General features: G+C 65.6%; 23 protein-coding genes and 1 tRNA gene. 5 read left to right on the forward strand and 19 right to left on the reverse strand.

Annotation, left to right across the window (positions count from 1 at the left end; all coding sequences use genetic code 11):
* Nucleotides 1–4 precede the first annotated feature (4 nt).
* The 16 genes from ACIPPQ_RS17165 to ACIPPQ_RS17240 form a co-directional block, all read right to left on the reverse strand.
* The gene (locus tag ACIPPQ_RS17165; protein ID WP_446545285.1) at nt 5–2,278 is read right to left on the reverse strand and encodes an FdhF/YdeP family oxidoreductase; all 2,274 of its coding nucleotides are present in this window, start codon (nt 2,276–2,278) and stop codon (nt 5–7) included.
* Nucleotides 2,279–2,288: 10 nt separating this feature from the next.
* Nucleotides 2,289–3,044 (reverse strand): AIM24 family protein, encoded by a 756-nt coding sequence (locus tag ACIPPQ_RS17170; RefSeq protein WP_446545286.1) that lies wholly within the window; start codon nt 3,042–3,044, stop codon nt 2,289–2,291.
* 18 nt (nt 3,045–3,062) lie between these two features.
* On the reverse strand, nt 3,063–3,548 hold the full coding sequence (locus ACIPPQ_RS17175; RefSeq protein ID WP_446545287.1) for a hypothetical protein: 486 nt from the start codon (nt 3,546–3,548) through the stop codon (nt 3,063–3,065).
* An 80-nt stretch (nt 3,549–3,628) separates the two neighbouring features.
* A complete protein-coding gene (locus tag ACIPPQ_RS17180; RefSeq protein ID WP_446545288.1) occupies nt 3,629–4,675 on the reverse strand; it encodes a toxic anion resistance protein in 1,047 nt (348 codons plus the stop codon).
* 16 nt (nt 4,676–4,691) lie between these two features.
* A complete protein-coding gene (locus ACIPPQ_RS17185; RefSeq protein ID WP_446545289.1) occupies nt 4,692–5,594 on the reverse strand; it encodes an HpcH/HpaI aldolase/citrate lyase family protein in 903 nt (300 codons plus the stop codon).
* Complete coding sequence (locus ACIPPQ_RS17190) at nt 5,591–6,718, reverse strand: cysteine protease StiP family protein (RefSeq protein ID WP_446545290.1); 1,128 nt, start codon at nt 6,716–6,718, stop codon at nt 5,591–5,593. The genes ACIPPQ_RS17185 and ACIPPQ_RS17190 overlap by 4 nt, the downstream gene beginning before the upstream one ends.
* Complete coding sequence (locus tag ACIPPQ_RS17195; protein ID WP_446545291.1) at nt 6,719–7,459, reverse strand: sucrose-6-phosphate hydrolase; 741 nt, start codon at nt 7,457–7,459, stop codon at nt 6,719–6,721.
* Nucleotides 7,456–8,583, reverse strand: coding sequence for a phosphoribosyltransferase domain-containing protein (locus tag ACIPPQ_RS17200; RefSeq protein WP_446545292.1), 1,128 nt, complete (start codon nt 8,581–8,583; stop codon nt 7,456–7,458). Before ACIPPQ_RS17200 ends, ACIPPQ_RS17195 begins: the two co-directional genes overlap by 4 nt.
* 110 nt (nt 8,584–8,693) lie before the next feature.
* Complete coding sequence (locus ACIPPQ_RS17205; RefSeq protein WP_446545293.1) at nt 8,694–9,827, reverse strand: S1C family serine protease; 1,134 nt, start codon at nt 9,825–9,827, stop codon at nt 8,694–8,696.
* A 19-nt stretch (nt 9,828–9,846) separates the two neighbouring features.
* The gene (locus ACIPPQ_RS17210) at nt 9,847–10,878 is read right to left on the reverse strand and encodes an ATP-grasp domain-containing protein (RefSeq protein ID WP_446545294.1); all 1,032 of its coding nucleotides are present in this window, start codon (nt 10,876–10,878) and stop codon (nt 9,847–9,849) included.
* Between the two features lie 30 nt (nt 10,879–10,908).
* Entirely contained in the window at nt 10,909–11,490 is a 582-nt protein-coding gene (locus ACIPPQ_RS17215; protein ID WP_446545295.1) for a TerD family protein, read from the reverse strand.
* Nucleotides 11,491–11,561: 71 nt separating this feature from the next.
* Nucleotides 11,562–12,137 carry a TerD family protein gene (locus ACIPPQ_RS17220; protein WP_327451531.1) on the reverse strand — a complete coding sequence of 192 codons (576 nt, stop codon included), beginning with the start codon at nt 12,135–12,137 and terminating at the stop codon, nt 11,562–11,564.
* Nucleotides 12,138–12,206: 69 nt separating this feature from the next.
* Nucleotides 12,207–13,259: a DUF475 domain-containing protein gene (locus ACIPPQ_RS17225; RefSeq protein WP_446545296.1), complete on the reverse strand. Its 1,053-nt coding sequence runs from the start codon at nt 13,257–13,259 to the stop codon at nt 12,207–12,209.
* 41 nt (nt 13,260–13,300) lie between these two features.
* Nucleotides 13,301–14,497 (reverse strand): TerD family protein, encoded by a 1,197-nt coding sequence (locus ACIPPQ_RS17230; RefSeq protein ID WP_446545297.1) that lies wholly within the window; start codon nt 14,495–14,497, stop codon nt 13,301–13,303.
* 66 nt (nt 14,498–14,563) lie between these two features.
* Complete coding sequence (locus tag ACIPPQ_RS17235; protein ID WP_327451534.1) at nt 14,564–15,151, reverse strand: TerD family protein; 588 nt, start codon at nt 15,149–15,151, stop codon at nt 14,564–14,566.
* Nucleotides 15,152–15,430: 279 nt separating this feature from the next.
* Nucleotides 15,431–15,507 (reverse strand) — tRNA-Arg (locus tag ACIPPQ_RS17240).
* A gap of 70 nt (nt 15,508–15,577) precedes the next feature.
* Between ACIPPQ_RS17240 and ACIPPQ_RS17245 the strand changes: the two genes are divergently transcribed.
* Both ACIPPQ_RS17245 and ACIPPQ_RS17250 read left to right on the forward strand, forming a co-directional pair.
* A complete protein-coding gene (locus tag ACIPPQ_RS17245; RefSeq protein ID WP_446545298.1) occupies nt 15,578–16,366 on the forward strand; it encodes a queuosine precursor transporter in 789 nt (262 codons plus the stop codon).
* Between the two features lie 35 nt (nt 16,367–16,401).
* Nucleotides 16,402–16,797, forward strand: coding sequence for a hypothetical protein (locus ACIPPQ_RS17250; RefSeq protein WP_446545299.1), 396 nt, complete (start codon nt 16,402–16,404; stop codon nt 16,795–16,797).
* Here ACIPPQ_RS17250 and purQ read toward each other — a convergent pair.
* Nucleotides 16,759–17,424 carry a phosphoribosylformylglycinamidine synthase subunit PurQ gene (purQ, locus tag ACIPPQ_RS17255; protein ID WP_446545300.1) on the reverse strand — a complete coding sequence of 222 codons (666 nt, stop codon included), beginning with the start codon at nt 17,422–17,424 and terminating at the stop codon, nt 16,759–16,761. The genes ACIPPQ_RS17250 and purQ overlap by 39 nt on opposite strands.
* A gap of 14 nt (nt 17,425–17,438) precedes the next feature.
* Nucleotides 17,439–17,669 (reverse strand): phosphoribosylformylglycinamidine synthase subunit PurS, encoded by a 231-nt coding sequence (gene purS / locus ACIPPQ_RS17260; RefSeq protein ID WP_037513977.1) that lies wholly within the window; start codon nt 17,667–17,669, stop codon nt 17,439–17,441.
* A 181-nt stretch (nt 17,670–17,850) separates the two neighbouring features.
* On the opposite strand from purS, the gene ACIPPQ_RS17265 reads away from it, so the two are divergent.
* The 3 genes from ACIPPQ_RS17265 (at nt 17,851) to ACIPPQ_RS17275 (ending at nt 19,252) form a co-directional block, all read left to right on the forward strand.
* Nucleotides 17,851–18,024: a (2Fe-2S)-binding protein gene (locus tag ACIPPQ_RS17265; RefSeq protein ID WP_446545450.1), complete on the forward strand. Its 174-nt coding sequence runs from the start codon at nt 17,851–17,853 to the stop codon at nt 18,022–18,024.
* A gap of 101 nt (nt 18,025–18,125) precedes the next feature.
* Complete coding sequence (gene bfr, locus ACIPPQ_RS17270; RefSeq protein WP_446545301.1) at nt 18,126–18,608, forward strand: bacterioferritin; 483 nt, start codon at nt 18,126–18,128, stop codon at nt 18,606–18,608.
* A 224-nt stretch (nt 18,609–18,832) separates the two neighbouring features.
* Entirely contained in the window at nt 18,833–19,252 is a 420-nt protein-coding gene (locus ACIPPQ_RS17275; RefSeq protein ID WP_446545302.1) for an addiction module antidote protein, read from the forward strand.
* A gap of 162 nt (nt 19,253–19,414) precedes the next feature.
* Here the strand turns inward: ACIPPQ_RS17275 and ACIPPQ_RS17280 are convergent, their stop codons facing one another.
* Entirely contained in the window at nt 19,415–22,309 is a 2,895-nt protein-coding gene (locus tag ACIPPQ_RS17280) for a M16 family metallopeptidase (RefSeq protein WP_446545303.1), read from the reverse strand.
* Nucleotides 22,310–22,327 lie beyond the last annotated feature (18 nt).

Genomic DNA, 22,327 nt, shown 5'->3' on the forward strand with positions numbered 1-22,327 from the left:
GTCGTCAGCCCGCGACCGCGACGACGCGCACGGGGATCGACTTCGCCGCGGGGCAGCCGCTGACCTTGTCATAGTAAGCGAGCGGCAGCAGCGGATTGAGTTCGGGGTAATAGCCCGCGACCGAACCGCGCGACATCGGATAGTCGAGGATCGTGAGCCCGTCGACGCGCCGCGCAATGCCGTCGGCGCCAATCGTTTCGAGCGCGGCCTTCGCCCCCGCCTCCAGCCCGCGCGCCGCGATATCGTCGGCATTCATGAACAGGATCATGCGGTCGTTATACACGCCGCGGTAGCGATCATTGTAGCTGTAGATCGTCGTGTTGAACTGGTCGTGCGAACGCACCGTGGCGAGCCGTAGCATGTCGGGATCTTCGACCGGCGCGTTGACCGCGAGGCCGGGGAGGACGAGGAAGTTCGCCTTCCCGTTCGAGGTCGCCCAGACGCGGCGGCGCGGCGGGATGTCAAGGTGAAAGCCGAGCGGCGCCTTGATGCGCTCCGCAAAGCCTTCGTAGAGCGCGGGATAGACTGCGGCGATCCTGTCGCGGATCAGGCCGTAATCGTCGATGTAGCGCGCCCAGTCGACCTTGCTCTCTGGCAATGTCGCCATCGCGATGCGGCAGACGATCTCGGTCTCGGGCATCAGGTCGGCGCTCGCGGGGTCGAGCACGCCGCGCGAGGCGGTGACGTTCGACATCGAATCCTCGATCGTGACGAACTGCTCGCCCTTCGCGGTTTCGATGCGTTCGGAACGCGCGACGACAGGGAGGATCAGCGCATCCTTGCCGTGGACGAGGTGGCCGCGGTTGAGCTTGGTCGCGATGCCGACGGTCAAGTCGAGCTTTCGCATGGCATCATAGGAACGGTCGGTATCGGGTACAGCGCGGACGAAATTGCCGCCGAGGCCGATGAAGACTTTCGCGGTACCCGCCAGCATCGCCTCGACCGATTCAACCGCATGATGCCCGTGGCCGCGCGGCGGTTCGAAACCGAAGACGTCGCGCACCCGGTCGAGGTAGGCCTGTGTCGGTTTTTCGTCGATGCCGACCGTGCGGTCGCCCTGCACGTTCGAATGGCCGCGGATCGGCGAGATACCCGCGCCGGGCTTGCCGTAATTGCCCTTGAGGAGAAGCAGGTTCGCGATCTGCTGGACGAGCTGCGATCCCTGCTGATGCTGGGTGACGCCCATGCCGTAGCAGATGATCGTCGCGTTCGAGCGGATATAGATTTCGGCGCAGCGGCGAATCTGTGCCTCGTCGATGCCCGACGCGGCGACGAGGTCGGGCCAGTTCTGTGCAGCAATATCGACCTTCAGCGCCTCGACGCCGGACGTATGTTCGGCGATGAAGGCGTGGTCGAGTATCGCCTCGCCCGCCGCCTCGCGCTCGAACAGGACCTTCATCATGCCCTTGAGCAGCGCGAGGTCGCCGCCGACCCGGATATGCACGAATTCGCTGGTGATATCGGTCGAGCCGAAGGTCGCCATCTGGACGATATCCTGTGGCTCGGTGAACTGGATCAGCGCGCGCTCGGGCATCGGGTTGACCGCGACGATCGGCACCCCGCGCTTGCGCGCCTCGACGAGCGGGGTCATCATCCGCGGCGCGTTGGTCCCGGCATTATGCCCGATCAGGAAGATCGCCTCGGCATGTTCGAAATCGCCCAGGATCACCGTGCCCTTGCCGACGCCGATCGACGGCGGCAGCCCGCGGCTCGTCGGTTCGTGGCACATGTTCGAACAATCGGGGAAATTGTTCGTGCCAAATTCGCGCACGAAGATCGAATAGAGGAAGGCCGTCTCGTTCGCCGTGCGACCCGAGGTATAGAATTCGGCCTGGTCCGGGCTTTCGAGCGCGCGCAGGTGCCCGCCGATCAGCGCGAAGGCATCCTCCCAGCTCACCGGCACATAATGGTCGGTCGCGGCGTCGTAGCGCATCGGTTCGGTCAGCCGGCCCTGCATTTCGAGCCAATAGTCCGACTGTTCCATCAGGTCGGTCACGCTGTGCTGCGCAAAGAATTCGCGCGTCACGCGGAACTTCGTCGCCTCGTGCGCGAGCGCCTTCGCGCCATTTTCGCAGAATTCCAGCTTCTTGGTACAGGTCGCGTCGGGAAAGGCGCAGCTCGGGCATTTGAAACCGCCCGGCTGGTTCATCGACAGGAGCGCGCGCGATCCCTTGGTGACGACGCTCTGTTCGAGCAGGACCTTCGCGGTCGCCGCCGCGGCACCCCAGCCGCCCGCAGGGCTGTTGTAGGTCCGGTACCGGGGTTTTTCGTTCGCCATCGCTCTTCGGCTAGCTGACCTTTGCGGTCGGCATGAGCCATGCCGACCCTCTGCCGTTCAGCTTATACACGAAACCTTCGCCGCTACGCAGCGCATTGCGCAGCCCCTTCACCAGCGGGCCGATCGACACGTTCAGTTCGGCGGAGAACATCAGCATATAGTCGCCGTCGACGGTGAGCTCCTTGCTGCCGTCGAGCTCGACGATATCGATCTCTTCGACCGGGACCGGCGCCTCGACCGCGAAAACGCCCGCGCCCGCCATCTTCGGCTGCACGAGGCCGTTGCCACCGAGCACCCCGGCGACCGTGTTGTGGCGATGCGTGGTCAGCGCGATCCCCGACGAGCAGGCATAAAAGGCCTTGTCGTCGAGCAGCAGCGCGTCGCCGTCGATCGCGCCGATGATGAAGTTGCGCCGCCCGGGCTCGGTCCAGATCGTCCCATGCCCCGAAAATTTCGTCGCAAAGGCCGATTCGCCCGTGCCCGCCGACGCGAGCGCGCGGCTCAGGAATCCGCGATCCTCATGCTGCTGGACCGTCGATTCGATCTTGCCGTGCATATATTGAAGCGCGCCGGGCTCGAGCAGGATCGCGCCGCCGGTCAGCGTGATGCAGAGCTGGAAGATATCGGTGGCTTCGGCGATATAGTGGAACCCGCCCTCGGCGGTCGGGATGCCGCGGGTGATCAGCCGCTTTTCGACGAAGCGGTATTTTTCGATCCGCACCCCGGCAGCCTCGACGCTTTCTTCCAGCCTGCGAAACTCGCTCATCCAAAAACCCCTGTCCTGTTACCTGAACGGATTATCGTCGTCCGAATAGCGTTCGTTGATGAATTGCATATTGTTCGTGAAGGCGTTGATGTCGTGCTGCGCGAGGTCGCGCAGCATCGCGTCGACGCGCTCCTGGAGCCGGTCGAGGCTCGCGCCGAGCAGGAAGCTCGCCGATTTTCCTGTCTTGCGAAAAATCTCGCCGCGGTGACTCGCGGGGACGTCGATATAGCTCTGGACGAGCTGCGGCAGGTGGACGTCGCGCATCTGGCCGGTGTCGACGCGGCTGAAACTCGGCACCTGTTCGCGCTCCATCGCCTTTTCGACCGCCTCGATCGATTCGAGGATATGGGCGATCTTGGCCTGCGCGCTGTCGGGAATCCGGTCGTCCTTATAGTCGAAGGCCTTCGGTGGCGGCGGCGCGGCCGGCGGCGGCGCGGCGCGCTCATTCTCCTGCGCTGCCCCCTCCCCGCCGAAAAGGCGGCCGAGCCGTCGAAGCATGCTCATACCGTTCCTGTTCCCACCTCTTCAACAATCGCCATCCCTTCCATAGCCTTGCACCACCGGCTTTCCAAGAACAGCGCGAACTAAAGCGAACCGAGCGCCGACTGTTGCTGGCTGTCGAGCGCGTCGACCGACGCCGCGACGTCGGCGATCGCCGACCGCAGCGCCGCGACCTGCTGCGACGCCTCGGCGCTGTCGAGCGCGACGCGCGCATTACCGCGCGCCGAGGCGCCGCTCGCGCCTTCGCTCAATGCAGCGGCCGCGGTCGTGACCCCGCCGATGCGGTCGAGGACGATGCGCTGGTTGGCGAGCGTCTGCGCGGCAACGATCGCGGTCTGGAGCGCCGCAACCGTGGTCGCCGAAGCCCGGTCGATCCCCTTCACCAGTTCGAGATTGTTGGTCAGCACGATGCCGAGCATCGCGTAGCTCTGCTGCGACACCGCCATCTGGGTGAGCAGGTCGCCGTGCCGCTGGCGCACCTCGAACAAGGCGGTCGAGCGGAGGCGTCCGGCCTTCGCCGGGTCGCTCGCGTCGAGCTGCCCCGCGAGCCGCTCGAACCGTTCGTCGAGGCTCGCGCACATGCCGATCGCCTCGGCAAGGCTCGCCAGCATCGGCCAGACCGTCTTGCGATAGGCGGTGACCGCAATATTGTCCCGAAGCAGCGTGTCGCGGCTCGTCGCCATCGTCGACAGCGCGGTTTCGATTTCGCCCTCGGCATCGCGATAGCGATCGAAATAGCTCGCCAGCGCATCGCCGCGCGCGAACAGCCCGAGGAATTTGCGCGGTTTCAGCAATTCGTCGCCGGCGCCGGGGTTGAGCCGTTCGAGCACCGCGCGGAGGCGCGCGAGTTGCGCATGGACCGCCGACACCGCATCCTCGCGGCTACCGCCGCGCGCCATCGCCAGCCGCGCCTGATCGGACAGCGCCCGCACCTCGTCGGCGCCGATCGTGGAAATCCGGCCGGCCATGCGGTCGAATTCGGGGCTTTGCGTCTCGATCGCGACGAAGGCGCCCGCATATTCGCGGGCGACCGCCTTGATCCGCGCCGCAGTCGCCTCGCTGAGCGCGAACTCGTCCGTTGCGGGTGCCGGGCCGCCCGGCGCCGGCGGCTCGAGTTCCAGCCCGTTCATCGAAGCGGCCCTGCGATCATGCGACCTTGATGCCCGATTGCTGGTCGGGCCCGGTGACGCCGTGCGTCTGCGCGCGCTTGACGACCATCCCCGCCCAGGGGGCATGTGTCGCGGGTTCGCACATGCTGCCGTTGCGCCCGAACACCGCGGGCGCCTCATGGCTCAATATCGCGCGCGCCTCGGCCATTTCCTGGACGTCGGGGCGATAGACCGAATGGATGATCGCGATCTGGTCGGGGTGGATCGCCGTCTTGGTCAGCAGGCCGTGCTCGATGTCCTGCTCGACCTCGCGGCGCAGCACGTCGGGCGAGTTGAAATGCTCGAAGACCGGGGCGGCGACCGAAAAGCCGTTCGGGATGAAGGTGCCGGCAATGTCGCGAATGACGCTGCCCAAAGGGCCGTCATAGGCGGTGCGGTACCGCGACCGGCGGATGCCGAGCAGCCCGAGGATGTCGTTCCCGCCGATACGCACCGCCGACACGCGTTCGGCATAGGGTTTGAGCTGGTCGCAGAGGCGCGCGAGCGCCATCCGGTCGAACGCGTCCTCGCCCTCGATCGTCGGCATGATGCGATGCTCCTCGTGCATCAGCGCGGTGAGCCACACGGGCAGCGACTGCGTCGTCACCTTGGGCAGCACGAAGCCGTCGATCCGGTCGATGCCCTTCATCTTCAGCAATTGGGTGAGCATCCGGAAATCGCGCGGCCGGACATAGACCGACAGCGTCGGCGCCTTGGCGACCAGCGCCTTGAGCAGCGCCGCCAGATCGTCGAGCGCCGCGTCGACCTGATCGTCGCGGACCGAATCCTCGAGGCACACGACCATCGAGCGCAGATCGTCGATCGCGCCATAGGCCATGGTCCGCGCCGCAGGGTTTGTCGCCGGCACGTACAGGGTGGCACCCAGCTCGACTGCGTTCATTGCTGGTCTCCTCCCAGATCCTTGATAATGGTCATCGCCCGATAGCTCCGCAAGTTTCTTTCCACGACCGGCACGCCCGCGGCGGCGGCCAGCAACTCGATGTGCGCGATGTCGGGATCGCCGCGCCGCTGGACATAGACCCGGTCGGGAACGCGGCGCAGGATGGCGCGCGTTGCCTCGGCGATCCCCGGCTTGATGCGATTGCGATCGCGAACCCCGCATTCGGCGGCGACTTCGGCGATCGTCTCCTCCGCCGCGACCCGTATTTCGGCCGCCCTTGCGGCGGACCATGGCGGGGTTTCAGGTTGCCAGTCGCCCGCGCCATCGATCGCCTCGATATAGGCCCGGCTGAGGTCGCTCGGCGCATGGTCGGTCATGGCGAGGCACGCGTGGAAATCGCCGGGGCCGACGAGGGCGTCGCTCAGCACCGAGCGGCTGACGAGCCCCGAAACGATGCCGTTCAGAAGCCCGCCGGGGATGACATAATCGTCGAAGGTCGCGGCAAGGTCGGCGCATCCGGCGGGGTCGGCGACCACAGCGAGGAACGGCGCGAAGTCGCTCGCCCCCGACGCGAGCGCGCGGTCGAGTTCGCCGCGGATCGCGCCCTTGCCGGTCCAGCCGTCGACGAACAGCGCGTTCGCGGTGCCATGCCGCTGCGCGATATAGGCGAGCGCATTTTCGTCGATACCGCGGCCGCGGATGATGCTGACCGAATAATGCCAGGTTTCGATCCCGATCCGGCGCAGCGCGCGTTTCAGCAGGATGCCGATCGGGGTCCCGGCGCGCGCGAGCGAGACGATGACACAATTCGACGCGCTTTGCGGCCGTTCGGCGATCGCGCGCGCGAGGCGCTCGACATCGTGGCGGACGCGCGCCGCATTCGCCGCGAGCGCCATGTCGTAGAGGCGCAGATAGCGCGCGTCGGGCAGCGGCTCGGCCGACAGCATCTCCGAATAATGGCGCGCGCCCGACTGGATCAGGCGTTCCTTTTCGGCGATGTCGGTCGGCTCGATCCGCGCCGGATTGAGCAGGAAGATGACATCGTCGGGGTCGTAGGATCCTGAAAAAGTCCAGTTTCCGTCGCCGTCGCGATACGCTTCTCCGATGTGCGCTGACGTCGCCATTCAGTCGATCCAGCCATTGCCAAGGGCGATATGCGACCAGAGCTGGGTGCGCGTGGGCACTGCCGCGAAATCGCAAAGGTCCATGAAGCCGACGTCGGACACGCTGTCGCCGATCCCGATGATTGGCTGGTCGGGCCGCGCGGCACGAATGTGGTCGATCATGTAACGCGCGGCGTGGCGCTTGCTGAGCCAGGGCGGCAGATAGGCGAGATTGTTGCCGTTGCGGTGACAGCGCCAGCCGGCCGGCACCTGCGGCGCGAGTTCCTGCTCGAGCACCGCCAGCTCGTCCGCATCATGCGCGTTGCTCTTCACGACGATATAGAGCGTCAGGCCGTTTTCCTCGACCGCCCAGTGGCGAAAACGTTCGGTGCACAGCGAATCGGTGAGCGCGCGATAGACCTCGCCGACGGGCGCGGCGCGGCGCGATTCGGCTTCGAGGCGGTCGTGCCACACGCGATCGAGCGCGCCGTCGCCGTCCAATATGCAGCCGCCGTTGGAACAGATCGCGGGCGCCTGCCCGATCGTCACGCGCGCAAGCACGTCGCGTCCGCGCGCGGTCACCGGAATGACCGTCCCCGTTTCGAGCCAGCGCAGGAAATGCTGCTGCATTGGCGTCGCGAAGCCGCTGGGGCTGCCGTCGAGCAGGCTGCTCATCTGCCGCAAGCCCTGTTGTCCCGGCGGGCATTTGGGCAAGGTCTGGAACAGCGTGTCGTCGAGGTCGGTGAGGATGACGGGATTCACCGGCTTTCCTCCGCCGCATAGCGGCACGCGACGACATCGACGGGCACCGACGATCCGAGCGCCGCCAGCGCGGCCCGTGCCTCCGCCTGCTGGTCGGCGGGCACTTCGGTGACGATCACCACGCGGTCGGGCGCATGGCCGAGAATGTTATAGAGGAAACAGGGCGCGCCGCTGCCATAGCTGTCGTTGAAGATCGACTTGCTCGCCATCGCGCCGCCGAGCAGCGCCGGGCTGCGCGTGATGCACTGGACCGCGGCGATGCCGCCCTGACGTTCGATTTCCTCGGCGACGAGCAGCGCTTCATAGCTGTGCTCGCCCTCGCCGAGCACCAGCACACGTTCGCCGGGTACGGCCGCGACCGCCGCGCGCTGTGCGCTTTCGGGATGCAGCAGGCCGGTCCGGCTGTTCATCCCCGCATCGGGCGCGGCGCCCGGCGCATTGCTGCCCGCCGCCAGTTCGGCGGGCGGCGCCGAGGCCGCCGCCGACCAGCGCATCCGGCCGCCGACAATCGCGCGCGCGGCCGCCGGACGCGGCATAGCATCGAGGTAGCTTCCATCGCTCCAGTCGGTGATGCAGCAGGTCTCGATCCGTTCGAGCTGCGGCATCGCGTCGAGCAGCGCGGTCGCCGCGGCGACGAAGGTCGCGCCGGTCGAACATTCGTCGTCGACGATCACCAGCGAGCGCGCCGCGGCGACCATCGCGCGGATCGCGGGATCGGCGACCTGGACGAGGTGCGAGGTCGCGTGGCTATGCCCTTCCTCGAAGCGCGCGACGACCTCCGCCCCCGCAACGCGCTGCCGCGAGGATTGCAGATAGACCGCCCCGGCGCCGGGATGCCGCGCCTGCCATGCGGCGAAACAGCCCTGTCCCAGCGCCGTCGCGGTTTCCGCCATGCCGAGAAAAACGATCGGCCCGGGCAGATCGCTTCCTACCCGCGCGGCGAGCCCGTCCATCGCCCTGCGCATGTCCGCGGGCCGCGCGGGCAAATGGCGGCCGAGCACGCGCGAGACGATCAGGAAACCGCGGCGCGGATTGGCGCGCGCCGCGACGTCGCAAAAGGCGTCGATATCGACGTCGCCATCGACGAACAGGTCCAGCGTGCCGGTCGACAGTTCCACCGTCATGGCCGGCGCCGCGTGCGTAACGTGCATAAACTAACTCATGTCCAAGGGAGGATCGACGACAGCGAACGACGGGACGGTTCGCGGCGACGTCGATATGTGCGGGCGCGCTTTTAGGCGCTGACGATTATGCTGACAACCGAATCACGCAGCCGCTGCACGACGTTGCGCCGGTTGTTGTCGGTCGACATCGGCACCGGGGTTCCTTCGACCCCCGACGCTGCCAGCATTTCGTGCACCAGGCTGACCTTGATGCCGAAATTGACATTCTCGCTGATCGCCCCGCGGTCGCGCAGATTGCCATGCGCGAGCGACGAGGAGGTGATCCCGACGAGGTTGCCATATTCGTCGAGGATCGCGCCGCCCGACGAGCCCGACCCGATCGGCGCGGTAAACTGGAAGCGCGCGACATCGCCTTCCCAGCCCTTCAGCCCCGAAACATTGCCCGTCGACACCTTGAGGTCGGCGCCGAGCAGGTCCATCAACGGGTAACCCGCGGCGAGCACCGCTTCGCCCAGCCAGATCGCGGCTCTGTTGCGCAGCGGCAACGACGTACCCTGTACCTCGCCCTGCAGGATCGCGAGGTCGTGCAGCGGATCGACCGCGAGCATCGTCAGCGCCTGCTTGCCGCGGCCGAGCCTGAAATCGTTGCCGCCCTCGATGACATGCGCGTTGGTGACGACGATGCCGGGCGCGACGAGGACACCGCTGCCCGAACCGAGCGAGGTTCCGGGCGGGGCGCTCCGGCGCTCGCCGCGCTCGCCGCCCTCCCAGCGTTCGCGGCCGCCGTCGGCCTGGCTGCGCCCCGGGATCGCGTCGACGCGGAAATTGCGCGCGCGCGCGAAGGCCTCGATGCCGAAGGTATAGCCTTCGTTGGCGACCTTCACCCGTCGTCCGCCGTCGCGCATATAGGCTTCGGCGATGATCACCGCCGCGAGCTGGTCGAAAGGCTTGGGAAAATCATAGCTGGCGCCGCCGAAATCGACGGTGACCGGATAGCAGTCGTTGACGAACCCGCCGGTCCGGTCGTCGGAGATATAAAGCAATATCTCGGCCTGTTCGCCGAGGTCTGCCATCGTCGAGAGACGCCATTCGCCCGCCGCGCCGCCGCGTTCGAGCGGCTGGAACTGCCCCTCGCGCGAGACGGCGACGACGGTGATGCGATCGGCGTTACGCCCGCCGATCCGGATCGTGCAGGCATCGTTGGTGCCGACGGAAAGACGTTCGCCCGGCTGCGTGCTCTTCATCGCCATCCCCCTTCCGCCGTCACGCCGCGACCGGCTGGACGACAGTTGAAAATGCCACTTCGGTGTCGATCGTCGAGCGGTCGATCGTGTCTGCCGACAGCCGCCCGGTCAGCAGCCCCGCCCAGTCGGCGACCAGCCGGCACCCGACCTGATCGGCATAGACGACGCCGCCCGCCGGGCGCGCGTTGATTTCGAGCAGCTTCCACGTCCCGTCGACCGCGCGGCGGAACTGCGCATTCACGAGGCCATGCAGCGCGAAGCGTTCGACGATCGCCGCGACGACGGGTTCGAGGGCGTGGCGCGTGCCGATATGCTGGCGGCTCGTCCCGAGCTTGGTGCGCGCGGCATATTTCAGCAGCCGACCTTCGTCGGCCAATATGTCGAACGAGATTTCGGGGCCGGGAAGATAGGCCATTGCGACGATCTCGTCGATCGGGCCGTGCCGTTCCTGTTCGCGCAGCGCCGCCAGATAATGATCGGGACGAATCCGGCGCCGCTCGGAATCCTGGAGATGCGCCATCGGCGACACGTCCATCAGGCGCCAGAAGCCGAGGCCGTTGACGCCCTGACGCGGCTTGACGCACGGCCCCGCCTCGTCGCCGTCATCGGCACCGGGCCAGTCGGCGAGCAACGCGGCAAGCTCGTCGCCCGTCCCCACCCGATAGGTCGGAAGATGATAATCCTCGCCCGCGAGCGCCGCCGCGAAGGCATATTTGTCGTCGAGCAATTCGAGCGTCGGCACGTCCGCGGGCAGGTGGACGCGACACGGCAGGTCGGCGGCGGCGATCAGCTTGCGCCGCCGGGTGGGGATGAAGATGTCGATCGCATGGCGGTCGATCGTCTCGCGCACCCAGCCGAGATAGGCATCGGGATCGCCCGCCGCGTCATCCGCGCCGCCGTCGATCCATGTCGCGGTCGGCCCCGGATAATGCGCGCTCATCGGCGAGACGCTGACATAGACTTCGAGCGACGGGTCGGCACCGCGCATCAGCCCCGCGATCGGGGCGAGCGAAAATCCGCGATTGAACCAGATCCGCACCGGCTGCGTCATCGCCGAACGATCATGACACCCGGCGCGCCATTAACCGAGATTGACGCCGAGGCTGCCCGCGAGACCCGACAGGCCGCTGGCCCAGCCTTCACCGATCGCCTTGACCTTGATGTCGCCCTGAGGGCCGCGATAGAGTTCGACGAAGATCAGCGAGGTGTTGGTGCTGCCGTCTTCCGAAAGGTCGTAGCGCGCGAGTTCCTTGCCGTCGGCGTCGTTGAGCACGCGCGCGTAGGCGTTCGAAACCGATCCGAAATTCTGGCGGCGCTCCTGCCCTTCGTGGATCGTGACCGCGACAACCACCTTCTTCACATCGCCGCCGAGCCGGCCGAAGTCGACCTTGATCGTCTCGTCGTCGCCCGCGCCATCGCCGGTGCGGTTATCGCCGCCATAAACGACCGATCCGTCGGGCGATGCCTTGTTGTTATAGAAGATGAAATGCGCGTCGCTCAGCACCTTGTCATTGCTTCCGACGACGAACGCCGACGCGTCGAGGTCGAACGCCGCGCCGTCGGTCTGGCGCACGTCCCAGCCCAGCCCCACCGTCACCGACGACAGGCCGGGCGCTTCCTTGCTCAGCGAAACATTGCCGCCCTTGCTCAATGACACTGCCATGTCCGCTCCCTTTCCAAATGCCGCGGCTTCGGTCCCGGCCAGGATGCCGGGCCGAAGCCGCTATCTTCAAATCAACCGATGTTGACACCAAAGTGGGTCGCGAGCGGGCCGAGCCCGCCCTTGAAGCCCTGACCCACCGCGCGGAATTTCCACTCGCCGGCATTGCGATAGACTTCACCGAGGATCATCGCGGTTTCGACCGATGCATCTTCGGACAGGTCGTAGCGGACGATTTCGGTCCCGGTCTTGGCGTCGACGATGCGGATGAAGGCGTTCGACACCTGACCGAAGCTCTGCCCGCGCGATTCGCCGTCGTGGATGGTCACCGCAACGGCGACCTTTTCGACCTCGGCCGGGGTCTTCGACAGCACGATCTTGATCTGCTCGTCGTCGCCGTCGCCTTCGCCGGTGCGGTTGTCGCCCTGATGGATCACGGCGCCGCCGACATCCTTGTTGTTATAGAAACAGAAATCGCCGTCCGAACGCACCTTGCCGTCGCCCTTCAGCAGGAACGCCGACGCGTCGAGGTCGAAATCCTGCCCGTCGGTCGCGCGGACGTCCCAGCCGAGGCCGACGATGATCTCGTCGAGCCCGGGCGATTCCTTCGACAGGCTGACGTTGCCGCCCTTGGAGAGTGAGATTGCCATCGAATTTATCCTTTCTGATTCCGATCGGGTGCGCCCGGATCACCGGGCCACCGTCACGCTGGGGTTGTTTCAGGCCGCGGCGGCTTCGCCCTCGCCGCCCGGATTGGCCTTGTTCCACCGCACCGAGGACCAGAAGGCGATGCCGATCAGCACCGCGCCGATCAGGCCGGTGATCACTTCCGGGATATGCTGGAAGGTGTTGATGTACATGATCACCGCGAGCGCGAGGATGGCGTAGAAGGCGCCATGCTCAAGGTAGCGATACTCGGACATCGTCCCCTTGCGCACCAGGAAGATCGTCATCGAACGCACGAACATCGCGCCGATGCCGAGGCCGATGGCGATGATGATCAGGTTGTTGGTGAGCGCGAAGGCGCCGATCACGCCGTCGAACGAGAAGCTGGCGTCGAGCACTTCGAGATAGAGGAAGGCGCCGAAGCCGGCCTTTGCCACCTGACCCGTCGTCGGCGTCGGGGGTTCGAGCACATGGTTGACGATCTCGACGACGATGAAGGTCAAAAGGCCGCCGATCGCCGCGATGATGAAGGTCAGCGCATCGGCGTCGGACAACATCGTCGAGGTCAGCCAGGTACCGAGCAGCACCAGCCCGATCGCCACCGCATCGATATCGGCGACTTTCGCCAGCGGCCGCTCGATCGCGCCGATCCAGTCGACCTCCTTGTCGGAGTCGAAGAAATATTTGAGGCCGACCATGCCGAGGAAGGCGCCGCCGAAGCCCATCAGCCCGATATGCGCGTCGCTGACGATCGCCTGATATTGTTTGGGCTCGTTAAGCGCGAGCTTGAACGCCTCGATCGGGCCGAGGCCGGCCGCGACCATCACGATCACGAGCGGGAACACGATGCGCATCCCGAAGACCGCGATCGCGATGCCCCAGGTGAGGAAGCGTTGCTGCCACACCGGGTCCATGTCCTTGAGCACCGAGGCGTTGACCGCGGCGTTGTCGAACGACAGCGACACTTCGAGCACCGACAGCACGACGCAGATCCAGACGATCCCGAGCACGCCGTCGATCGTTCCGGTGAGTTCCCAGCCGTACCAGGCCCCCAATGCGAGCGCGACCACCGAAAAGAGCAGTGAGCCGCCAAAATGTTTCAACATCTACCTATGTCCCCTTGCCGCCCCTTGCGGCGCCTTGATCGTCAATCTTTCGATCCCGCCGCCCAGCGCAGGAAGATCCCGACGTCGTCGGCATATTCCTTCTGGTCGCGGTAATAACGCATGTGACGCTGCATGCGCAGGCTGCCACCTTCATTCTCGAGAAGCGCTATACCGCAAAGCCGGCAATTGTCGCGCCCTTCGTCGAGGCGCACCTCGATCTCGGGCTGGCCGGGAACGGTCATCCGCACCACGCCGTCGGTCTTGGTCCAGTTCGGCACCCCGTCATAGATGAGCGCGAACACCGCGATGCGCTTGATCTGGTCGAAATAGCGCCCGTTGACGCGGATCGTCTCGCCCGCCGACACGGCGCCGGTGCGGTCGTCGCCCGACAGCTGGATGAACGGTTCGCGCTCATAGTCGCCGAACGAACGTCCGAGCGCCTGGATCACGCCCTTGTAACCGTCCTGCAATTCGAACAGCACGCCAAGGTCGAGGTCGATATTCTTCGCGCCGCCGCCGAAGAAGCCGCGCTTCTGCTCGGCCTGGCTCCAGTTGAGGTTGAGTATGATCTCGCCGAACGTCGCGCCCGTTTTCTTGAGGCTGACGCTCGGGCTCGATTTTTCGAGGGTGATCTTCTTGAGGCTGACCGGCGCCGACGGGGCCGGAGCGGGCGCAGGGGCCGGAGCCGGTGCGGGCGTCGGCGCGGGGGCTGGAGCCGGCGTCGGAGCGGGGGCCGGTGCGTCCGCGACCTCGCCCCCGAAATGCCCGATCAGGCTCGCGAGCCCCCCGGCGAAGCCCGCGGCGATCGTGCCGCATTTCCAGCCCGAACTGTGGCGATACAGCTCGACCATCATCACCGCTTTCTCGTCGGTGAGATGCTCGGCGACGTTGAATTCGGCCTTGCCGCCGTCGATCGACACCAGCAGCGGCCGCGCCTCGGCGATCGGGCGGCTGTCGTGCGTCGCGGTAAAGACGATGCGGTCGATACTCGCGGGCAGCGCGTCGAGGTCGAGCGCGAACACCGCCTTGTCCGCCGAAGCCGTCAGGCCGATCGCGCCTTCGGGCGAACGCGGGTTGGAGAAGAGCACGACATAGCGGTCGTCGCCGATCTTGCGCGCGGCATCGAGCCCGAAGGCGGCGATGTCGACCCCGGCCATCCCGAAGGATACCGCCACCTCGCAGCGCCCGCCGATCCCAAGATCGGTCAGGCCGCGTTTTTCACCCTTTTGCAGCTGCATGCATATTCCCCACTGGCTTCGCGGCCGTCAGGGCCGCGAAGGGTCGCCGATTGTTCGAAAAAAGGATCAGATCAGGCGCCGCGACTGGTCGACCAGCTGCTGGACGTGCACGCCCGCGGCACGCTCGCCGATCGCCTTGTACACCCATTCGCCGCCGCTGCGCTTCAGCGACGCGAGGATCAGCCCGGTGTAGGAGCCGCTTTCGCTGATGTCGTAGCGCGCGAGTTCGCGGTTGGTCGACAGGTCGATGACACGGCCGAAGGCATTGGCGACCTTGTCGAAGGTCTGGCCGCGGAAGCTGGTCACCGTCAGCACCAGCGTTTCGACATTCGCGGGCAGGCGCGTCAGGTCGACCGAGATCGTCTCGTCGTCGCCGTCGCCTTCGCCGGTCAGATTGTCGCCGCTGTGGCGGATCGACCCGTCATCGCTGGTCAGTTTCTGGAACCACACCGTGTCGACGACATTGCCCGCCGCGTCGAACACGAGGCACGATGCGTCGAGGTCGATGTCGGCATTGCCGCCCGACAGCTTCGCAAAGAATCCGGTTGCCTGGACCATGTCCCAGCCCACGCCCAGCGCGATCCGCGTCAACCCGCCTGCACCGGCCTCCTTGGCCAGGCTGACACTCGAATTCTTGTTCAGCGAAATAGCCACGAGCTTCATCCTCCTCCGACGATCATGAAATATGCCGTAACTGATATAAATTGGTCGGCAGCCTGTCCATATCTTTGCATTCGGGTTTCATAAGAAAAAATGAATGAAATAATTCTGCAATTCAAACCCTTAGAATAGTATGTTTGTAAACCGGCGATGGATGACAGGACCGGCGCGTTTCCGGGCCACCCGCTGGCGCGGTCTCTTCGATTAACGAAGCTATTCGTGGCGGATAGGGCGCGGCGCACCGCAACGGAACCACGCTTTCTAAGGAAGTGTTGGCGCGCCCGGCAGGATTCGAACCTGCGACCACCCGCTTAGAAGGCGGGTGCTCTATCCAGCTGAGCTACGGGCGCGCAGCGCATTTGCGTCGCGGCGCGAATAGCGCGGTTTGCGTAGGCTGCAAAGCAGGTTAAGCAGCGGTCGATGTCCGATTCCGCCCCGCCCCCTGCCAAACCCGCCCCCGTCAGCGCGGCAAATATCCATCATTTTCGTTATTATGACCTTGTCATGGCGGCATTTGTCGCGGTCCTGCTGCTCAGCAACATCATCGGCGCGTCGAAATTGTCGACGGTCGGCAGCCTGACTTTCGGCGCCGGCATCCTGTTCTTTCCGATCAGCTATGTCATCGGCGACGTGCTGACCGAAGTCTATGGCTATGCCCGCGCCCGCCGCGTGATCTGGGCCGGGTTCGGGGCGCTGCTGTTCATGGCGGTGATGAGCTGGGTCGTGCTCGCGATGCCGCCCGCGCAGGACTGGTGGTGCGGCGGCGCCGACACGCTGACGCTGAAGGAGGGCGCTGCGACCGGCACCGGCGCGGTATGCCAGGCAAGCTATGAAAGCGTGTTCGGCAGCGCGTGGCGGATCGTCGTCGCCTCGATGGCCGCCTTCTGGGCCGGCGAGTTCGTGAACTCCTATGTCCTCGCGCGGATGAAGCTCGCAACCGGCGGGCGCTTCCTGTGGATGCGCACGATCGGGTCGACGATCGTCGGACAGGGCGTCGACAGCCTGATCTTTTACCCCATCGCCTTCCTCGGCATCTGGGAAACCGAGCAGGTGCTGCTGGTCCTCACGACGAACTGGGCGATGAAGGTCGCGTGGGAAGCCGCGCTGACGCCCGCAACCTATGTGGTGGTGGGGGCGTTGAAGCGCCGCGAAGGCGTCGACGTGTTCGACGAAGGCACCGACTTCAACCCGTTCGGCGCCAAGGTATAGGGTCTGTACTAGATTACCCCGGGAACTGGATTTTTATGACGTTGCTTGAAATTGCCTCGCTGTTCGAGGCGCGCAAGGTGTCGGTCATCGAAGCGACGGGCCTCGATAAGGACGCGCTGCACATCTATTTCGGACTGACCCTGTTCCTCGTGGTCCGCTTCCTGTGGCGCAGGCGCGGCGGATGGGTGATCGCGTGGCTGGCGGTGCTCGCCATGGCGTGCGGCGGCGAATGGCTCGACCTCAACGCCGAAATCAGCCGGTCGTCGATCCAGCCCGACGCGGCGCACTGGCACGATATCTGGAACACGATGTTCTGGCCGACGGTGCTGCTGCTCGTCGGACGCTGGTTGCAGCCGCGGCCGGACACGCCAGCCGAGCCCGCCGAAGCGATGTCAGGCGAGTACGCCGAGCGCCGCCTCGAACAGGCGTAGCCCGTCGGTTCCGCCGTGCGCGCGGTCGATCGCGCGTTCGGGGTGCGGCATCATGCCGAGCACATTGCCCGCGTCATTGAGTACGCCGGCGATGTCGCGCGCCGACCCGTTGACCGCATCGGCATAACGGAACGCGACGCGCCCCTCGCCCTCGATCCGGTCGAGCGTTTCGGCGTCGGCGAAATAATTGCCGTCATGATGCGCGACGGGAATATCGATCCGCTCGCCCGCGTTGTAGCTGGCGGTGAACAGCGACTGGCTGTTCTCGACCGTCAGCGGCACAGTGCGGCACACGAAATTGAGCCCCGCATTGCGCATCAGCGCGCCGGGCAGCAGCTGCGCCTCGGTCAGCACCTGGAAACCGTTGCACACGCCGAGCACCGGAACGCCGCGGCCCGCGGCATCGGAGACCGCGCGCAGGATCGGCGACCGCGCCGCCATCGCGCCCGAGCGGAGGTAATCGCCATAGGAGAAGCCGCCGGGGAGCGCGATGAAGTCGACGCCATCGGGCAGCTCGGTTTCGCGGTGCCACACCATCGCGGGGGCGCGGCCGGTTACCGTTTCGAGCGCGACCGCCATGTCGCGGTCGCAGTTCGAACCCGGAAAGACGATGACGGCGGTCTTCATGGCAGCGGCTCCCCTTACGGACGTTCGATGCGGTAGTTTTCGATCACCGTGTTGGCGAGCAGCTTCGCGCACATGGCGTCGAGGTCGGCATCGCTCGTGCCATCGGCGACATCGAGCTCGATGAACCGGCCGGCGCGGACGTCCGCGACGCCGCCGAAACCCAGCCCTTCGAGCGCATGATGGATCGCTTTGCCCTGCGGGTCGAGGACCCCCGGCTTGAGCGTCACATAGACATTCACTTTCATGGGGCGGGCCTTTGCAAGATGGGTGCGGGGAAGATGGGCGCGCCTATGCCCGCGAATCACTTTTCGGGCAAGGCTGGCCGCGCGAAAAATATGGCTGTTCGGATTGCGAACCAGTCGCATCTTTCCTGTTGCGAATCTCTCGCACTATCCCTACATCGGCCTTGTTGAGAAGGATTCGCACATGGTCGTCTGTGTCTGCAACGCAATAAGGGAAAGCCAGCTGCGCGATGTCGCGCGGAGCGGCCAATTGCGGTGCGCCAAGGCCGCCTATGCGCAACTGGGTCGCAAACCCAAGTGCGGACAGTGCCTGTCATTCGCTCGCAATATCATCAGCGACGTCGCCGCGACCGCCTGATTTTTCTTGGTTTTCTGCCATTTTTGACCTTGGCCTGATGGGACTGGGGCGCGTATAATGCGCCCACTCCATTCCAAGACAAAAATGACAGGACAGACACCATGAAGGGCGACGAAAAAGTCATCGACTTCCTCAACGAGGCACTCAAGAACGAGCTGACCGCGATCAACCAGTACTGGCTGCACTATCGCATGCTCGACAATTGGGGCGTCGCGCGCCTCGCGCATTTCGAGCGCGAAGAGTCGATCGACGAGATGAAGCACGCCGACAAGCTGGCCGACCGCATCCTCTTCCTCGGCGGCCTCCCCAATTTCCAGCTGCTCGGCCGCCTGCGCGTCGGCGAAACCGTCGAAGAGATCCTCAAGGCCGATCTTGCGATCGAGGAAGAAGCGATCCCGCTGCTCCGCGACGCGATCGCGCATTGTGAAAGCGTCCGCGACTATGTCAGCCGCGACCTCTTTTCCGACATCCTCGAAAGCGAGGAGCATCATGTCGACGAGCTCGAAAAGCAGTTCGAGATGATCGAGCGCATGGGCATCGAAAATTATATCCAGCTCCAGTCGAAGCCCGTGAGCGACGACTGAAAGTGATTCGACGGCGCGGGGTCACGTCCACACCCTAAACCGTTGATAAGAGAGGCGCTTTCGGGCGCCTCTTTTTTCGCTTGTATTTGCGAATAATTCTCAATAGCAAGGTGGAGCAGTCCCCTCCTGCCGGCCGCTGCAACTTCCAGTTGCGCTCAAAGCGGCCGGCATCTTTTTCCCAAAAGAAGGACAGAAGGACTGCGCGGGCCGGGAGAAAACACCTCATGCAAAGCAGCGAGCTGATCCGCCGATTGACCGAGCAGCCGCTGGTGCGCGACCTGTCGGTCGAGGCCGCGCAGGCCGTCCTCGCGCTGCGTTACTGCATCCTCTGCCGCCGCAGCGAGCGCGATCCGATGCCCGAACTCGAACGGCGCTGGGGCAATATCCTCGCCGCGCGGCGCTATCGGCTGGTGGTCGAGGCGATCGGCCATGTCTGGCCCGAACCCTTCGCCGTCGCCCCGCCCTGCTGCCCGCGCGTCAGCTTCGACGAGGCGCTGCTCGCCGCGATCGTCGGCGCCGCGTCGCGCCGCGACCGCGTGCAGTTCGACTGGCTGACCGCCGAAATGCTCGGCGGCGATGCGCGCGAGATGCTGTTCGTCGCGCTGGAAAATTTCATCCGCGCGCGGGCGCCGGGGCGGGTTTGACGGTCACATAGCTGTTCCAGGGACAGGAGCGGTTGCCGCTCGCCCTCTTTCGTCATCGCGGACTTGATCCGGGATCCGTCGCCGCACCATCGTCATGACCCCCGGATCAAGTCCGGGTGACGATGATGGATAGGTCCGCAACCCGCTGCTAGCGCCCGCCCGCTACTTCCCCGCCTTGTCGCTCACCGCCTTGATCACCAGCGCGTTGTCGTCGACCAGATAGCGTTTCGCGAGCGCCTGCAACTGGGCCGGTGTCGCGGCTTCGACCTCGCCGATGCCCTTGCGGCTGCGGTCGAGGCGGTCGGCGTGGCTCGTCGCTTCGGCGACATAGTTGAGCCAATAGCTGTTCTCGCGCCGCGACTTCACCATCGCCTCGACGAGCGGCTTGCGCGCGCGGTCGATCAGGTCGGCGTCGACTGGCTTTTCGCGCAATTCCTTTGCGATGGCAAAGATGGCGGCGCGCGTCGTCGCGAGGTCCTTATGGTCGACATTGCTCGCCGCGAAAACATGGCCATAGCCGGGGAATTCGTCGGACAGGCTCGCCGCCGCGCCGGGGCTGTAGCTTTCGCCGAGCTTTTCGCGCAGCTCCTCGGTCAGCATCAGCTGCATCACGCGCGCGAGCAGGTTGAGCCGCATCGCTTCGCCCAGGTCGCTGTCGTCGCGCGCCGGCCAATAGACGCGAAGCTCCGCCTGTTCGGCGGGCCCCTTGTGGATCAGCGTCCGCTCGCTGCGGTCGGTCGCGAACTGGCGAACGCGCGCATCGGTGCGCGGGTCGAACGCGGCGCGGCGCTCGGGAAGCGCGCCGAAGGTCGCCGCGATCGCGTCGATCGCGGCCTGTTCGCCGATATCGCCGACGACACCGACCTCGATCGCGCCATGCGCGAAGCTGTCGGCGACGACGGGTTTGAGCTGCGCCCAGTCGAGCGTCATCATCTTGTCGAGCGGCGGCGTCTGCGAGCGCGGATCATTGTTCGCGAGGATGCCGCCCGCGTCGCGACCGAGCACCGCCGCCGGGGTCGCGTCGTTCGCCGCATATTGCTGCGGCAGCACGCGGCGGATCAACGCGAGGCCGTCGGGGCGGTAGCCGGGATGCGTCAGGAACGCCGCCATCAGCTTCGCCTGGAGCCCGAAATCCTCGGGCGAGGTCAGCGCGCTGCCGCCGAAGGTATCGGTGCCCATGCCGAAACCGGGGCTGACCGTCTTGCCCGCAAGCACCGAGCGCAGTTCGTCGACGCTGTGCGCCTCGAGTCCGCCCAGCATGATCGAACTCGCGAGCGAAACCTTCGTCGGGTCGTCGCGCGTCGCGAGCAGGCTGCCGCCGTCGACGCGCAGCGACAGCATGACCTTGTCCTTCTGGAAATCGGTGGTCTTGATGTTGAGCATCACATTATTGGCAAAACGGATCCGGCGGATGCCAAGGTCGTCGACGCGTTCGTCGCTGACGATTTTGCCCGGCGTACCGAAATTATCATAGGCGAAGGCCGCGTTAGCCGCCTCGGTCGGCGCCGCGACCGCGACCTCGGTCGACGCACGCAGCGCCGCGAGGATCGCGCCGGTGCCGCCGTCGATCGGCTTTTTTGCCGACACGCGCGCGAGCGGCGGGCTCAGGCCCTGCATACGCGCCCGGAAGGCGGCGGTGACCGCGGCGGCGGTCAGCGACGGCGCGGCCGCCTCGAACAGTGCCTGCGAGGTTTCGGGACGAACGACGACGAAATCGCCCTCGGCGGCGCCGATCAGCGTGTCGGCCAGCGCATCGCTGCGCCGCGTCGTCACGCCCGCGACGGCGTTCTTGAGCGCGGTACGCCGGTTCGCAAGCTGTTCGTCGACTTCGGCCTGCGTGAAGCCGTGCTGGACCGCGCGGCGCTGTTCCTGTTCGGCGAGTGCGAGCGCGTCCTTCCACGCGCCTTCTTTCGCGACGACACCGACGGTGACCTGGTCGAATGTCTTCCAGCCCTCGGCATCGCTGAAATAGCCGGTGAGGATCGGCGAATCCTCGTTGAGCGCAATCTTCGCGAGCCGGCGGCTGACGATCGCCTCGCCGATATCCTCGGCCAGCTTGCGCGCGCGCTTTGCCTTGGTGTCGGGATCGAGCGTCCACGGCTTGAAGGCCGCGATCGTCACCGAATCCTGGATCGCGGGATCGATGAAATCGTCGGCGGCCGCCGCGCGCTTGTAGTCGACATTGCCGATATCGGGATCGGCACCCGCCGGTCCGCGGCCCTTCCAGTCCGAAAAGCGCGCCTTGATCTTCGCCTCGACCGCCGCGGGGTCGAAATCGCCGACCATCACCAAGGTCGCGCGTTCGGGGCGGTAGTAACGGTCGTACAGGTCGCGCAGCCGCGCAGCGGGCGCAGTCTTGATCACCTCTTCGGTGCCGACCGGGATGCGGTTCGCGACCGTCATCCCCTTCATCTGGAAATCGAGCTGGTCGATCAGGTTGCGCAGCTGATAGGTGTCGCGCGCCCGGCGTTCGGACAGGATGATCCCGCGCTCACGATCGACCGCGGCGGGATCGATCGTGAGTTCGCTCCCCGTCTCGCGCATCAACATCAGTCCGGTGTCGATCAGATCGTCCGACGCATTGGGCAGGTCGAGCTTGTAGATCGTCTCGTCGAACCCGGTCGATGCGTTGGTGTCGGCACCGAAGGCGAGGCCCTTGCGTTCGAGCAGCTTGATCATCTCGCCCTCGGGAACGCCCTTCGACCCGTTGAACGCCATATGTTCGAGGAAGTGCGCAAGCCCGCGCTGATCCTCGGCCTCTGCAAAGCTTCCGACCGCGAAACGCATGCGCAGTACGACGCTGTCCTTCGGCGTGCTGTTCTTCAGCAGCGCATATTTCATCCCGTTGGGGAGTACGCCGAAGACGATGTTCGAATCGACCGGCACGTCGCTGGGCGCAAAATTCCACGCCTTGGCGGCTTCGCTCTGCGGGTTGACCGCCGCGGGCGCCGCGGCCTTGGCAGGTGCTTCCTTCGCGTAGACCGGGGCGGTGCTGGCGATGAGGAAGACGAGGGGCGACAGCGCGGTCGAAGCACGCCGGACAAGGGATTTGGTCATGGCGAAGATGTGACCGCA

It is taken from the genome of Sphingopyxis sp. LARHCG72 (genome assembly GCF_052871675.1).